Origin of the sequence: Streptomyces sp. Ag82_O1-12, assembly GCF_900182715.1 — a bacterium.
Lineage (GTDB): Bacteria > Actinomycetota > Actinomycetes > Streptomycetales > Streptomycetaceae > Streptomyces > Streptomyces massasporeus.
Window position 1 is genome coordinate 792,812 of sequence record NZ_FXUW01000001.1, and the last position, 14,375, is coordinate 807,186.

The following is a 14,375-nucleotide window of genomic DNA, read 5'->3' on the forward strand; positions in this document are numbered from 1 at the left end:
CCTACGGTGAAAGCGGCCTGAAAACGTTTCAGGGGAAGGACCGTGTCCGTGATCTCCCCCGAGCTCCGGCGACTGTTCGACGATCCGCCCCGCGACTTCGGCCCCACTCCCCTGTGGTGGTGGTCGGGGGCGAAGGTGACCCGCGAGCGACTCGCCTGGCAGATGCGGGCGTTCGCGGAGGGCGGCGTCCACAACCTGGTCGTCATCAATCTGGCCCCGGCCGGCCCGACGTTCGGGGCCCGGGCCGACGATCCGGCATGGTTCGGCGAGGAGTGGTGGGCGCGCTTCACCGACACCTGCGAGATCGCCGCCGAGCTGGGCACGCGGCTGTGGTTCTACGACCAGATCGGGTTCTCCGGGGCCAATGCGCAGGGCGGTGTGACACGGCGTCATCCCGAGGCCGCCGGACTCGCGCTGCGCTGCCGTGACGTGCGCGTCTCGCGGGGTTCACTCGCCCTGACGGATGCCGAGACGCCACTGGCCGCGTACTCCCGGCAGGGCCGGCGGCTCGACCTCGACGCGGACGGGCGGACGGCCGCCCCCGACGGAACCGAGGTGCGGCTCGTCACCGCCGTCCCGACGGCGTTCGACTACCTGGACCCGCACGCCGTGGGCCTGTTGATGGACACGATCCACCACGAGTACGACCGCCGCGTGCCGGAGTACCTCGGCAACGTCATCGCGGGCAGCTTCCAGGACGAACTGCCCGGCACCAACGCCTGGAGCCACCGCTTCGCCGACGAGTTCCGCGCCCGGCGCGGCTACGACCTGCTCGACCACCTGCCGGCCCTGTTCGGCGCGGACGCCGGGGTGCCGGAGGGGAAGATCCGCTCCGACTACTACGCGGTCCGCGCGCAGCTGACCGAGGAGGCCCTGTTCCGGCCGCTCGCCGCCTGGCACCGCGAGCGCGGTCTGCTGCTGGGCAGCGACCAGAGCCATCCCGCCCGCGCGGGCTACCCGGCCCAGTGCACGCAGATCTACACCGACTACTTCCGCACCCACCGCTGGTACGGCGCGGCGGGCAGCGACCATCACGGCGACGCCAAGGTGCACTCCTCCATGGCCCACCTCCACGGCCACGAGCGCGTGTGGATCGAGGCGTTCCACTCCTCCGGCTGGGGCGGCACGCTGGAGGACACCTACGACTGGCTGCTGCCGTTCCTGCGCAGCGGCGCCAACCTGTACAACCCGCACGCCAGTTACTTCGGCACCGCGGGTGGCTGGTTCGAGTGGGCGCCGCCGTCCACCGACTGGCGCCAGCCCTACTGGAAGCAGTACCCGGCGTTCTCCCGGGCCGTGGCCCGGATCTGCTCGATCATGTCGTGGGGCGGCTACGCGGCCGATGTGGCGGTGTTGCATCCGACCGCCACCATGCAGGCGCTGATCCCGCTGGACGCGCCTGTCCGGCACTTCGGCGACGGGCGGCTGGGCGAGGGCCATGCCGAAGCCGACGAGACCCAGCGCCACTACCTGGACCTGTGCGGCTCGAACAACTGGCTGGGGCCGCACGCCGGTGCCCTGGACCGGCACGGCATCTCCTTCGACATCGTCGACGACGACTCCGTGCAGCGCGCCGAGGCCACCGGCGGCTCCCTGCGGGTCATGGGCCTGGCGTACAGGGCGGTGTTGCTGCCCTCGGCGAGCGTGCTGGAGGGGCGGACGGCACGGCGGCTGTCCGAACTGCTCTACGCGGGAGGGCGGGTGGTGGTCGTGGGCCGTCCGCCGGGGACGGCCGCGGGTCTGTCCGGTGACGACTCGGTCGTGGCGGCCCTTGTGTCGCATCCCCGGCTGGAGCGGGTGCGTGACCCCGAGGCCGCCGCCGAGGCGGTGGCCGACGCGGCCGGGCACGCGACGGGCGAGGTACCGCTGCTCGTCCGGAGAAGGGGGAACGAGGCGGTGGCCCTGGTCACATCGGCCTTCCCGGAGATCGGCGCGCATCCACTGCGCCCGCCCGGCACCGCGCCCGAGCCGGTCCGCGATGCGTCCGTCACCGTCCGGGCGTGCGTCGCGGAGGCCGAGGTCTGGAACCCGGCGACCGGCTCCCGGGACCCCGCCCGTGTCACGGTCTCCGACAACGGTGCCGTGTCGACCATCGAGGTGCCCCTGGACGGCGCCCCAGCGGCCCTGGTCGTCTGGCGGGAGGGCCGTCCGGCTCCGGCCCCGGCCCCCTCCGCGAGGAGGACCGCGGTGCGGACGGTCGACCTCTCGTCGGGCTGGCACGGCCGGCTGGTCCCCACGATGGACAACACCTGGGGCGACCTGGCGCTGCCCCCGGGAGCGTCCGTGGCGGAGCCGCAGATCTGGACCATGGAGTGGACCGAGGGCTCGGTGTGGGAGCGGATCCGGGTCACCTACGGCAACCGGGTCCGGGTCCTGCCCCCGGTGTCTCCCGATCGGGCTCCCGAACCTCTGGACGCCGCAGACGCGGAGCGGGTCCTGGCCGGTGAAATGCCCCTCGTGCCGCCGGACTCGGACTGGGAGAGCGGGGTGTACTCGTCGAGCCGCGGCCTCCCGGACCAGGGCGGACTGCTGGGCACCAAAGGGCTGGTGAACGAGGAGTTCGTACGGGTCCCCGTGCCCCTCGGCGGCAGGGCCGCCCGGGTCCGGGCGATCGTGGAGACCGGCCATCGGGGACCCGCCGAGCTGCACGTCGGCGCGGAGGCGGTCAAGCGGGTGTGGTGGAACGGGCAGCCGTTGAACCCGTACGACGGCGGATACCTCGCCTCCGCCCCGGTCACCGTGGCCCGCGACCTCAATGTGCTGGAGTACGAGCTGTCGGACGCCCAGGACCGGCCCTCCACCATCTCGGCAGCCGCCGGCACACCGCTCGGCAGCTTCTTCTGTCTCTCCGAACCGGGCGGGCTCGGTCCCCGGCCACGGTTCATGCGGCCGCCCGACGGGGTCCGGCCCGACGGCCGGGTCTCCTGTCGCGGACGGATCCGGGTGCCGGCCGGACAGGCGCGGGCGGTGCTCGTCGTGGGTGCCGCCTCGGCGGTGACCGTGTTGGTCGACGGGGAGGTGGTGGCACGGCAGGAGAAGGTGGAGTACTACGCGGCGGACTGGGGCGCCGTGCCGATGTTCTTCCGCCATGAGCCTCAGCTCGGGGCGGGCGAGCACACGCTGGAGGTCGTGGCCGACACCGCCGATGTCCGGGACGCCGTGTTCGTCGATCTCGTGGCGACTTCCGGGTCCGAGGTGACATCCCTGGTCAGTGGCGCCGGCTGGGAGGCCGGGACGGGCGGGTGGCGGGGCCTGACCGTCGAGGACACGTGCAGGCGGGGCGAGTTGCAGCATTGTCACGCCGCTGTACGGCCCCACCCGCTGCCGGACACCGCCTGGCTCAACGGGCGCCCGCTGCTCGGCGGTGCCGTACGGCCGTCGCGGACCACCGACGACGTCCGGCCGTCGCCGCAGCGCTTCCGGTTCACGGTGCCGGCGGGAACGGTGTCGCTGGAGCTGCCGCTGGCGCTGCCCGCGCGGGTGCGGGTCGGGGAAGGAGCGGAACCGGCCCGGGCAGGCGGCCGGCTGACGCTTCGGGAGCCGCTTCCGGCACCTGCCCGGGTCGAGGTGGTCACCGAGCCCACGGCGGTGCTGCGGGGTGGCTCCGCCTGGCACGGTCCGGTTCGGGTGCGGACCGTGGCGGCGCCGCTGGAACTGGGTGACTGGCGCGAGCAGGGGCTGGGCGGCTGGAGCGGGGGCGTTGCCTATGCGCGTGCGGTGGAGGTTCCGCCCGGGCCCGATCCCGTGCTGGATCTCGGGCGGGTGCGGGGCAGCGTGGAGGTGTCGGTCGACGGGGAGTTCGCCGGTGAGGCGTTCTGCGCGCCGTACCGCTTCCCGTTGCGCGGCACCGCGGGGCGGACCGTCCGGCTGGAGGTGACGGTCCGGGGCACGCTGGCGCCGTACCTCGCGCAGGCCACGCCGACCGACTGGGCTTTCCCGTGCCAGCTGCCGTCGGGGCTGTGGGGGCCGGTGACGCTGCGGATCCCGGCCGGGGGTCAGTCGTCGTAGGGCGACCGGGTGGAGTCGCGCAGGACGAGGCCGGGGGCGAAGACGCGGGTCTCGTGGAGGTGGTCGGCGCGGGCCTCGATCTCGTCGAGCAGCATCTCCACGGCCGCCCGGCCGAGGTCCTCGACCGGCTGCCGGACCGTGGTCAGGGTCGTCGCCCCGAAGGTCGCGGCGTCGAGGTCGCCGTAGCCGACGACCTGGACGTCCTCGGGGATGCGCACACCCCGCTCGGTCAGGCCCCGGCACAGGCCGGCGGCGAGGAAGTCGTTGGTGCAGAACACCCCGTCGGGCAGGTCCTTCAGCCCGCGGGCGATCTCCGTGCCGTACGCGACGGTCATCCGCTCGGCGACGACCTGGTCGAGCCGGGCCCCGCGGCGGCTGCGCACGGCCTGCCGGGCGCCCTGGTAGCGGTCGGCGCACTGGCGTATGCCGCGCTCGCCGTTGACGACGAGGATGTCGCGGGCCCCCCTGTCGAGGAGGTGCTGTACGGCGATGCGGCCGCCGGCGATGTCGTCGACGGAGGCCGAGCAGCCCTCCCGGTCGGGCATCGCGCGGTCGGCCAGGACGAGCGGGATACCCCGCTCGCGCAGCCGGGCCAGCCGTCCCGGGTCGGCGCTGAGCGGCACGACGACGACTCCGACGGCCCGCTGCCCGACGAGCATGTTGAGGTAGCCCTGCTCCCGTTCCGGGGCGTCGCCGCTGTGGCAGAGGACGAGGGCGTAGCCGTGGTCGTAGGCCGCGTCGGCGGCGCCCCGGGCGATGCGCGCGTAGAAGGAGTTGGTGACATCGGGCAGCACCAGCCCGATCGCGGAGGAGTGACCGGTGCGCAGGCCCGCGGCGCCCGGGTGGGGAACGTAGTCCAGCGCGGCCACGGCGCTGCGGACCCGCTCGGCGGTATGGGCGTTGACCCGCTCGGGCCGGTTGAGCACGTTCGACACCGTCGACACCGAGACACCGGCGGCCGCGGCGACGTCCTGGATGCGGGCGGGGCGTGCCGGAACGGCGTCCACCCCCTCGCTGTTGCGGCCGCGCGACCAGGCACGACGATGGCCTTCATGGGCGCCGCAAGTATAACGTGACCGGGCTTGGAACGTTTTTCTCGCCGGTGGTCGAGTGATCTCGTCGTAGAGGGAGACCCTGCGGGCGCGCGGGGTGACGACCGTGGCGACGACACCGGAACCGGGCGGCGCCACGGACGGGCAGGGCGAGCACGCGGCGCTCAGGACTGCGCCGTGCCGGTCGCCGCACCGCTCGGCGCCGCCGCCGAACCGCTCCCGAAGCGGATCCCCTTGGCCTCCTTGCCGAGGGCGCTCAGCAGGATCACCACGGCCAGGGTGGGCACGATGGTCCACGCCATCGCCGACGGGTACCCGTGGCGCTCGGCGAGGGCCTCCTGGATCGGCAGGTTGAGCGCGGCGATCAGATTGCCCAACTGGTAGGTGACGCCCGGGTAGAAGCCCCGGACGGCGTCCGGGCTCATCTCGGTCAGATGCGCCGGGATGACACCCCACGCGCCCTGCACGCACACCTGCATCAGGAACGACGACAGCATCAGCCAGCCGACGGTGGTGGACAGCACGAAGAACGGCACCACGACCAGGCCCCCGGCCGCCGCGACCATGATCGTCCGGCGGCGGCCCAGCCGCTCGGAGTACGCCCCGAGCAGCACCCCGCCGATCATGGCGCCGATGTTGTAGACCACGGCGATCGCGATCGCCGTGTTCGCAGACAGGTCGAGGCCCTTCTTCACGAAGGTCGGGTAGATGTCCTGGGTGCCGTGCGACATCCAGTTGAACGCGGTCATCAGCGCGACCAGGTAGACGAAGCGCCGCAGCACCGCCGGATTCCTGAACACCTGGTGTGCCGGTGTGCGGTTGAGCCGGACGCTCTTCTCCCACACCTCGCTCTCCTCCACCCGGCCGCGCACCCACAGCGCGACCAGGGCGGGCAGCAGGCTGAAGGCGAACAGGCCGCGCCAGCCGAAGGCGGGCTCGATGACGAAGAACGCCACGGCGGCCAGCAAGTAGCCCAACGAGTAGCCGCTCTGCAGCAGGCCCGACCAGAATCCGCGCCGTTCGGCGGGGATCTTCTCCATGGCCAGGGCCGCGCCCAGGCCCCATTCGCCGCCCATGCCGATGCCGTAGAGCAGGCGCAGCACCAGCAGGACCGTGTAGTTCGGCGCGAAGGCGCAGGCGAAGCCGACGATCGAGTAGAAGACGACGTCGACCATGAGGGGGACGCGGCGGCCCCGGCGGTCCGCCCACATGCCGAAGATCAGGGCGCCGACCGGCCGCATCACCAGGGTCGCGGTGGTGAGGAAGGCCATGTCGGTGAGGGAGACATGGAAGTCGTCGGCTATCTCGCTGTAGACGAGCACGACCAGGAAGTAGTCGAACGCGTCCATCGCCCAGCCGAGATAGGCGGCCACGAAGGCGTTGCGCTGGTCCTTGGTCAGACCCGCCGCCTGCCCTTTCACGGCATTCAGCACTGCGGCCTCCCGGAGTTCGCAGCCGAGGCTAGGCACGCGGTGGCGGGAATCGGGTAAAGCGCGGCCCAGTTTTGGACCAAGAGCGCAGGTGGGCCGTCAACGGCGTTCCGGGGGCCGTCTTCCCGGCGCCGCGACACCGCCGGAGGCAGCCGCGTCGAGCAGGCGGCGGAAGGTGGAGCACTCCAGGTGGCTGGGCGCGGGGCAGGCGGCGGCGTGCCGCAGGGAGTCCCGCAGGACGCCCAGGTCGCGGATCGTGCGGTCGAGTTCGTCAGCCTTGGCGGACAGCATGTCCCGGTCGATGCGCGGCCGCCCGTCCGGGGCGAACATCTGCGCGATCTCGTCGAGCGAGAACCCCGCCGTCCGCCCCAGCGCGATCAGCGCCAGCCGCTCCAGCACCCCGGGGTCGTACTGGCGGCGCAGGCCGCGCCGGCCGGTCGAGGAGATCAGCCCCTTCTCCTCGTAGAAGCGCAGCGTCGAGGCGGGCACTCCGGCGTGGTGCGCCACTTCTGCTATGTCCAGGTCTGTCATTGTCTTGACCTCAAGTCGACTTGAAGTAGAACGCTGTCATCCCGTCCCGCCGAAGACAAGCAGAGGGAGAAACGACGATGGATGCCTCACGCAGGTCCTACGACGAGCAGGCCGCCCGCTGGAACGGGCCCGCCGGCCACGCCTGGGTGGATCTCCAAGGGGTGCTGAACGAGATGTTCGGGCCGATCGAGAAGCTGCTCGTCGAGGCGGTGTCAGCCGAACACGCGGCCAGTGTGCTGGACGTCGGCTGCGGCACCGGCAGCATCACCCGGGCCGTCGCGCGCAGGGTCGGAAGTTGCGTGGGTGTCGACATCTCCGGCCCGATGATCGAGGAGGCGCGAGCGCGGGCCGAGCAGGAGGGTGTACCGGCGACCTTCGTCCAGGCCGACGCGCAGGAGTACGCGTTCGAACCCGCCGCCTTCGACGCCGTCATCTCGCGCTTCGGCGTCATGTTCTTCAGCGACCCCGTGCGGGCCTTCGCCAATCTGCGGAGCACGGTGAAGGACGGGGCCGGTCTGCGGTGCGTCGTGTGGCGGGGGCCCGAGGAGAACCCGTTCATGACGACGGCGGAACGCGCCGCGGCCCCCTTCCTGCCGGAGCTTCCCGTCCGCCGGCCGGACCAGCCGGGCCAGTTCGCCTTCGCGGCCCCGGAGCGGGTCCACCACATCCTGGCGGAGAGCGGCTGGGCCGGAATCGACATCGAGCCGGTCGACGTGGTCTGCACCCTGCCCGAGAAGGAGCTCGTCACCTACTTCACCCGGCTCGGCCCCCTGGGCACGGTCCTGCCCGACGCCGACGAACAGACCCGGGCGGAGATCGTCGAGGTGGTCCGGCCCGCCTTCGACCCGTTCGTGCGGGGCGCGGAAGTCCGCTACACCGCGGCCTGCTGGATGGTCTCGGCGCGGGCCGCCAACGCGAAACTTTCGTGAGGTCCGGCCCTCTTTTCCGATCGCGGGCGCCCGGCGCATAGTGAGATCACGATGACGCAGAAGAGAGCCCTGGTGGTCCGAGGCGGCTGGGAAGGACATCAGCCGGTCGAGGCCACGGAACTGTTCCTGCCCTTCCTCCGGGACAACGGATACGCGGTCCGTGTCGAGGAGTCGACCGAGATCTACGCGGACGCCGCCGAGATGGCCGGCACGGACCTGGTCGTGCAGTGCGTGACCATGTCGGAGATCACGCGCGACCAGCTGGCGGGGCTGAGCTCCGCGGTCGAGGCCGGTACCGGCTTCACCGGCTGGCACGGCGGCATCGCCGACTCGTTCCGCGCCTCCTCCGACTATCTCCACCTGGTGGGCGGCCAGTTCGCCACCCACCCCGGCAAGGAACCGTGCGAGCGTCGGGGGGCGGCGGACGACAACTTCCTGCCCCACATCATCGTTCTCACCGAGGCCGGTCGCGCGCACCCGATCACGGCCGGCATCGAGGACTTCGCGCTGGACACCGAGCAGTACTGGGTGCTCCACGACGACCTGATCGACGTCCTGGCCACCACCACGCATCCCGTCCGGCCGTGGCAGCCCTGGCACCGGCCGGTCACCTCACCGGCGGTCTGGACCCGTCGCTGGGGTGCCGGGCGGATCGTGGTGACCACTCCGGGGCACAGCGTCGACGTGCTGGAGAACCCCCAGGTCCGCACCGTCATCGAGAGGGGCATGCTGTGGGCGACGCGCACCGCGTCGGAGTCGTAGGGCTCGGTGTCATCTCCCGCGCGTACCTGGACACGCTCGTCGGCCGTCCCGGCGTGCGCGTCACCGCGGTCGCCGACCTCGACGCCTCCCGGTCGGCCGCGGCCGCCGCCGAACTGCCCGGCGCCCGGGCCCTGACGGTCGAGGAGCTGCTGAGCAGCCCGGACGTGGACACGGTCCTGAACCTGACCACGCCGGCCGCCCACGCGGAGATAGCCCTCGGGGCGATCGGGCACGGCAAGAACGTCTACGGGGAGAAGCCCCTGGCCGCGGGCCTGGAGGACGCCCGGGCCGTGCTGGAGGCCGCCGCGAAGGCGGGCACCGGTGTCGGCTGTGCCCCGGACACCGTGCTGGGCACGGGAGTTCAGACCGCGCGGGCGGCCGTGGAGGCCGGGGAGATCGGACGCCCCCAGTTCGCCTCGGCCGTGATGGTCACCCCGGGCCACGAACGCTGGCACCCCCACCCCGACTTCTACTACACGGCCGGCGGCGGCCCGCTGCTGGACATGGGGCCGTACTACCTCTCGTCCCTGGTGCACCTGCTGGGTCCGGTGCGTGCCGTGACCGGGGCGGCCGGGCGGCTGCGCGCCGAGCGCGTCATCGGTTCCGGCCCGCGCGCCGGCGAGCGCATTCCGGTCGAGGTGGACAGCCATGTCTCCGGAGTGCTGGAGCACGTGAACGGGACGCTGACGACGCTCACGACGAGCTTCGACGGCGTGGCCACCACGGCCGCGCCCATCGAGGTGCACGGCGAGAGCGGCACCCTGTCGGTCCCCGACCCGAACCGCTTCGACGGCGAGGTCCGCCTCCACGCGCTCGGCGACACCCGGTGGCGCGCCCTGCCGACGTCGGCGGGCTACGAGGACGGCGCACGCGGCGTCGGACTGCTCGACTTCCTCACCGCCGACGGACAGCGGGCGCCGCGCGCGAACGGTGAACTCGCCCTGCACGTGCTGGAGACGATGACCGCTCTGCTGCGGTCGGCGGCCGAGGGGCGGCGGATCGAGCTGACGACGTCGGCACAGGTGCCCGCGCCCGTGCCCCTGACCGCTGCCGCTCAGTGGCACGGCCGGCCTGGATGAGGTCAGTCCACGGGCCACGTGTGCGCGGGCGCGTTCATGTGCATGTAGTCCATGTACGTCCTGGTCATCTGCCGCAGTGCCTCCCGCCGGTCGGAGATGCCGGCCTTCTCCAGGTGGTGCACCATCTCCGCCTGCCACAGGGCGCCGTTGCGGCCGGCGACGCAGCGCTGCTCGATGATGCCCAGCAGGGGTTCGCGCCACGCGGCGTCCATGCCGGTCAGCTCCAGGCCCCGGTGGGCCAGGGGCAGCAGCCGCCGCAACACCAGTTCCGTGACCGGCACTTCGCCCACGCCGGGCCAGTACAGGCGGGCGTCGATGCCGTCGCGGGCCGCGGTGTGGAGGTTCTCCTCGGCGACCGAGAAGGACATCCGCGTCCACACCGGCCGGTCCTCGTCGACCAGGGCGCGGGTCAGTCCGTAGTAGAAGGCGCCGTTGGCGATGATGTCGGCCACGGTGGGACCGGCGGGCAGCACGCGGTTCTCGATGCGCAGATGCGGGCCGCTGTCGGTGACCGCGTAGATGGGCCGGTTCCAGCGGTAGATCGTGCCGTTGTGCAGGGTCAGTTCGCCCAGCTGCGGAACTCCGCCGCTGTCCAGTTCCTTCTGCGGGTCCTCGTCCTCGCACAGCGGCAGCAGGGCCGGGAAGTAGCGCACGTTCTCCTCGAAGAGGTCGAAGACGCTGGTGATCCAGCGCTCCCCGAACCACACCCGGGGCCGTACGCCCTGGGCCTTGATCTCCTCGGGGCGGGTGTCGGTGGCCTGCTCGAACAGGGGGATGCGGGTCTCGCGCCACAGCTCCTTGCCGAACAGGAAGGGCGAGTTCGCCGCGAGGGCGATCTGCACGCCCGCGATGGCCTGGGCCGCGTTCCAGTAGTGCGGGAACTCCTTCGGGGCGACCTGGAGATGGAACTGGGTGCTGGTGCAGGCGGCCTCGGGAGTGATCGTGTCGGCGTACGTCGACAGACGCTCCACGCCGTCGACCCTGATCCGCAGGTCCTCGCCCCGGGCCGCGAAGATCTGCTCGTTGAGCAGCCGGTAGCGCGGGTCTCCGGAGAGGGCGGACCCGCTGACGTCCGACTCGCCCAGGGTCGGCAGGATGCCGACCATGATCAGGTGCACGCCCACCGCGGCTGCGCGGTCCTCGGCGTGGTTGAGGGCGTCGCGGATCTCCTGCTCCCAGGAGCCGGGGCCGCCTGCCGTGAGCTGCCGGGGCGGGATGTTGATCTCCAGGTTGAAGCGGCCCAGCTCGCTGGACCAGGCGGGGTCGGCGATCGCCTGGAGCACGTCGGTGTTGCGCATCACGGGCAGCCCGGCGTCGTCCACCAGATTGAGCTCGATCTCGAGGCCGACCTGGGGGCGCTCGCTCTCGAAGCCCGACTCGTGGAGCATCCGAGCGAGCACCTCGAGGTCGGTGTGCATCTTCTCCCGGTACCGACGGCGGTCCTCCCGGGTGAACACCAGGGCCGGCACGTCACGTCCCATGTGCCCTCCTGCGCTCCTGCGGCGGCTGTGTCCGCTCCTCGGCGATGGGTCTCGTCCCAGAGTCGCACCTTGTCCTCGCCCCCGCACCCACCTAGCCTGCATTTGTGCCGCAAATAAACAAACCCCGAACGCACAGTGCCGTGCCGGGCAACGGCAACTCTCTGACCCGACTCCGCATCGCCCTCACCGTCTTCTTCGCCCTCGACGGCTTCGTCTTCGCCGGCTGGGTCGTGCGCATCCCCGCCATCAAGGCGCAGACCGGCGCCTCCGCCAGTGCTCTCGGCCTCGCCCTCCTGGGCGTCTCCGCCGGGGCCGTCATCACCATGACCCTCACCGGGCGCCTGTGCCGCCGCTACGGCAACCACCAGGTCACCGTCGTCTGCGCGGTGCTGCTCTCCCTCTCCGTAGCCTTGCCCCCGCTGACCCACTCGGCGCTCGCACTGGGCCTCGTCCTGCTGCTCTTCGGCGCCGCGTACGGCGGGATCAACGTCGCCTTCAACAGCGCGGCCGTCGAACTCGTGGCCGCGCTGCGGCGGCCGGTCATGCCGAGCTTCCACGCGGCCTTCAGCCTGGGCGGCATGGTCGGAGCGGGGCTGGGCGGGCTGGTCGCGGGGGTCCTCTCCCCCACCCGGCACCTGCTGCTGCTCACGCTGGTCGGCCTGCTCGTCACCGCGGCGGCGGGCCCCACCCTCCTGCGGCACGAGCCGCCGACGCCCCCGGAGCGGGACGTTCCCACCGGGGGAGCCCCGCGCCGCCTGGACGGCCGCACCCGTGCGCTGGTGATCGTCTTCGGCCTCATCGCGGGGTGCACGGCGTACGGCGAGGGGGCGCTGGCCGACTGGGGCGCCCTGCACCTCGAACAGGACCTGAACGCCTCGGCGGGTGCCGCCGCCGTGGGCTACTCCTGCTTCGCCCTCGCCATGACGGTGGGGCGACTGACCGGTACGACGCTCCTGGAGCGCCTGGGGCAGACCCGGACCGTCGTCGCCGGCGGCACCACCGCGGCGGCCGGCATGCTGCTCGGCGCCCTCGCCCCCTCCCTCTGGGCGGCCCTCCTCGGCTACGCGATCACGGGCATCGGCCTCGCGAACCTCTTCCCCGTGGCCGTGGAACGGGCCGGGGCCCTCGCCGGCCCCGACGGCGTCGCCACGGCCTCCACCCTGGGCTACGGCGGCATGCTCCTCGGCCCGCCCGCGATCGGCTTCATGGCGGACTGGTTCTCCCTGCCGGCCGCACTGACCAGCGTGGCGGTCCTGGCGGCGGTGGCGGCGGCCGTCGGAGCCCTGGTGGGGGCGTCCGCGCGGCGGACGGCCGGGGGCTGAGAGGAGGGGCACTGCCGGGGGGGATGCCGGTGATCCTGGGTACCCGTGGCCACGCCCGGCGTGATCACCGGGCCGTACGCCGCGGACGAGGAGGCAGACCCATGACCGAACAGCAGCATCCCGGAGAGCAGCACCCGACCCCGGAGTTTCCCTCCCAGGACCAGCCGCACCCGGGCTGGACGGGCCCGATGGACCCGCCGCCGGACCACGGCGAGGACTCCTACCGGGGCAGTGGCCGGCTGGCCGGTCGCAAGGCGGTGATCACCGGTGGGGACTCCGGGATCGGCCGGGCGGTCGCCCTGGCGTTCGCCCGTGAGGGAGCCGACGTGCTGTTCACCCATCTGGATGACGAGAAGGACGACGCCGCCGAGACGGCCCGGCTCGTCGAGGAGGCCGGCCGGCGTGCCGTGGCCGTCTCGTGCGACGTACGGGAGGAGGAGAACTGCCGGGCGCTGATCGACCGCGCCGTGGAGGAGTTCGGCCGGATCGACGTCCTCGTGAACAACGCGGCGTACCAGATGTCGCAGCCCGACGGCATCGAGGCGATCACCACCGAGCAGTTCGACCGGGTGCTGCGCACGAACCTGTACGGGATGTTCTGGCTGTGCAAGCTGGCCCTGCCGCACATCCCGGAGGGCGGCAGCATCATCAACTCCACGTCGGTGCAGGCGTACAAGCCCAGTCCGCATCTGCTGGACTACGCGACGACGAAGGGCGCGATCGTCACGTTCACACAGGGGCTGGCGCAGATGCTGATCGAGAAGGGCATCCGCGTCAACGCGGTGGCGCCGGGCCCGGTGTGGACGCCGCTGATCCCGGCGACCCTGCCGGACACGCAGACGTTCGGCAAGCAGGCCCCCATCGGACGGCCCGCACAGCCCGCCGAGATGGCTCCGGCGTACGTCTTCCTCGCCTCGCAGGAGGCGTCGTACATCACCGCCGAGATCGTCAACGCGACGGGTGGGACGCCGCTGCCGTAGCCCCCGGGGGCGGCCGCCGGAAATCCCCGGGCTTCGAGAGCGCTTCATGCGGCAGACTCGGCGCCATGGAGACCGCCGAGTTCCTTCAAGCACTGGAGACGGAAGGCCGGCTGCTGGCAGCGGCCGCCGAGGAGTCCGGGACGGAAGCGAAGGTGCCGACCTGCCCCGAGTGGCAGGTGCGCGATCTGCTGCGGCACACGGGCGCCGTGCACCGCTGGGCCGCCGCCTACGTCGCCGAGCAGATCACCGAGCGCCGCCCACTGGTCGAACCCACGGACCTCGACGGTGCGGAGCTCATCGCCTGGTACCGCGACAGCCACCGTCGGCTCGTGGGTACGCTGGCCGGCGCCTCGCCCGACGTGGAGTGCTTCGCCTTCCTGCCCGCGCCGTCCCCGCTGGCCTTCTGGGCCCGGAGGCAGGCGCACGAGACGGCCGTGCACCGGGTCGACGCGGAGTCCGCTCGCGGCGGCGCCCCGACGGAGGTCACCCCCGAGTTCGCGACCGACGGCATCGACGAACTGCTGCGCGGTTTCCACGCCCGCTCCAGGAGCCGCGTACGCACCCCCGGGCCGCGCGTCCTGCGGATCCGCACCGAGGACACCGGCGCGGTGTGGACGCTACGGCTGTCGCCGGAGCCGCCGGTGACCACGCGGGACGAGGCCGGGGAGGCGGAGTGCGAACTGTCCGCCCCGGCCGGGCAGTTGTACCTGGCGCTGTGGAACCGGGCGCCCCTGCCGAGCGCCACGGGCGACCAGGCACTCGCCACGCTGTGGCGGGAGGCGTCGGCGATCTGAGCGGCCA

Annotated in this window: 11 protein-coding genes; 7 read left to right on the forward strand and 4 right to left on the reverse strand. The window is 72.5% G+C overall.

Features of this window, described 5'->3' with window-relative positions:
• Positions 1-48 precede the first annotated feature (48 nt).
• Positions 49-4,008: a glycosyl hydrolase family 2 protein gene (locus tag QOL88_RS03720; protein WP_097222850.1), complete on the forward strand. Its 3,960-nt coding sequence runs from the start codon at positions 49-51 to the stop codon at positions 4,006-4,008.
• Here the strand turns inward: QOL88_RS03720 and QOL88_RS03725 are convergent.
• From QOL88_RS03725 to QOL88_RS03735, 3 genes are all read right to left on the reverse strand, one after another.
• Positions 3,996-5,015 carry a LacI family DNA-binding transcriptional regulator gene (locus QOL88_RS03725; protein WP_097215058.1) on the reverse strand — a complete coding sequence of 340 codons (1,020 nt, stop codon included), beginning with the start codon at positions 5,013-5,015 and terminating at the stop codon, positions 3,996-3,998. The genes QOL88_RS03720 and QOL88_RS03725 overlap by 13 nt on opposite strands.
• A 209-nt stretch (positions 5,016-5,224) precedes the next feature.
• Entirely contained in the window at positions 5,225-6,493 is a 1,269-nt protein-coding gene (locus QOL88_RS03730) for an MFS transporter (protein WP_097215059.1), read from the reverse strand.
• 96 nt (positions 6,494-6,589) lie between these two features.
• The gene (locus QOL88_RS03735) at positions 6,590-7,021 is read right to left on the reverse strand and encodes a helix-turn-helix domain-containing protein (protein WP_097215060.1); all 432 of its coding nucleotides are present in this window, start codon (positions 7,019-7,021) and stop codon (positions 6,590-6,592) included.
• A 77-nt stretch (positions 7,022-7,098) separates the two neighbouring features.
• Here QOL88_RS03735 and QOL88_RS03740 point away from each other — a divergent pair, with 77 nt between their 5' ends.
• From QOL88_RS03740 to QOL88_RS03750, 3 genes are read left to right on the forward strand one after another with little or no spacing between them, the layout of a single operon-like run.
• Positions 7,099-7,950 (forward strand): class I SAM-dependent methyltransferase, encoded by an 852-nt coding sequence (locus QOL88_RS03740; protein WP_097215061.1) that lies wholly within the window; start codon positions 7,099-7,101, stop codon positions 7,948-7,950.
• A 51-nt stretch (positions 7,951-8,001) separates the two neighbouring features.
• Complete coding sequence (locus QOL88_RS03745) at positions 8,002-8,712, forward strand: ThuA domain-containing protein (protein WP_097215062.1); 711 nt, start codon at positions 8,002-8,004, stop codon at positions 8,710-8,712.
• Entirely contained in the window at positions 8,682-9,791 is a 1,110-nt protein-coding gene (locus QOL88_RS03750) for a Gfo/Idh/MocA family protein (protein ID WP_097215063.1), read from the forward strand. Before QOL88_RS03745 ends, QOL88_RS03750 begins: the two co-directional genes overlap by 31 nt.
• A gap of 2 nt (positions 9,792-9,793) precedes the next feature.
• On the opposite strand, the gene QOL88_RS03755 is transcribed toward QOL88_RS03750, so the two are convergent.
• Positions 9,794-11,272, reverse strand: a complete 1,479-nt coding sequence (locus tag QOL88_RS03755; RefSeq protein ID WP_097215064.1) for a glutamate-cysteine ligase family protein — start codon at positions 11,270-11,272, stop codon at positions 9,794-9,796.
• Positions 11,273-11,412: 140 nt separating this feature from the next.
• Here QOL88_RS03755 and QOL88_RS03760 point away from each other — a divergent pair, with 140 nt between their 5' ends.
• The 3 genes from QOL88_RS03760 (at position 11,413) to QOL88_RS03770 (ending at position 14,368) form a co-directional block, all read left to right on the forward strand.
• Complete coding sequence (locus tag QOL88_RS03760; protein WP_097215065.1) at positions 11,413-12,594, forward strand: MFS transporter; 1,182 nt, start codon at positions 11,413-11,415, stop codon at positions 12,592-12,594.
• A gap of 101 nt (positions 12,595-12,695) precedes the next feature.
• On the forward strand, positions 12,696-13,574 hold the full coding sequence (locus QOL88_RS03765; RefSeq protein ID WP_097215066.1) for an SDR family oxidoreductase: 879 nt from the start codon (positions 12,696-12,698) through the stop codon (positions 13,572-13,574).
• Between the two features lie 65 nt (positions 13,575-13,639).
• A complete protein-coding gene (locus QOL88_RS03770; RefSeq protein ID WP_097215067.1) occupies positions 13,640-14,368 on the forward strand; it encodes a maleylpyruvate isomerase family mycothiol-dependent enzyme in 729 nt (242 codons plus the stop codon).
• The last annotated feature ends 7 nt before the right edge of the window (positions 14,369-14,375 follow it).

Bases quoted from the DNA above. Each gene is read 5' to 3' on its own strand.
- QOL88_RS03765 (WP_097215066.1), top strand. From the start codon at position 12,696: ATGACCGAACAGCAGCATCCCGGAGAGCAGCACCCGACCCCGGAGTTT.
- QOL88_RS03740 (WP_097215061.1), top strand. From the start codon at position 7,099: ATGGATGCCTCACGCAGGTCCTACGACGAGCAGGCCGCCCGCTGGAAC.
- QOL88_RS03755 (WP_097215064.1), bottom strand. From the start codon at position 11,272: ATGGGACGTGACGTGCCGGCCCTGGTGTTCACCCGGGAGGACCGCCGT.
- QOL88_RS03735 (WP_097215060.1), bottom strand. From the start codon at position 7,021: ATGACAGACCTGGACATAGCAGAAGTGGCGCACCACGCCGGAGTGCCC.
- QOL88_RS03770 (WP_097215067.1), top strand. From the start codon at position 13,640: ATGGAGACCGCCGAGTTCCTTCAAGCACTGGAGACGGAAGGCCGGCTG.
- QOL88_RS03745 (WP_097215062.1), top strand. From the start codon at position 8,002: ATGACGCAGAAGAGAGCCCTGGTGGTCCGAGGCGGCTGGGAAGGACAT.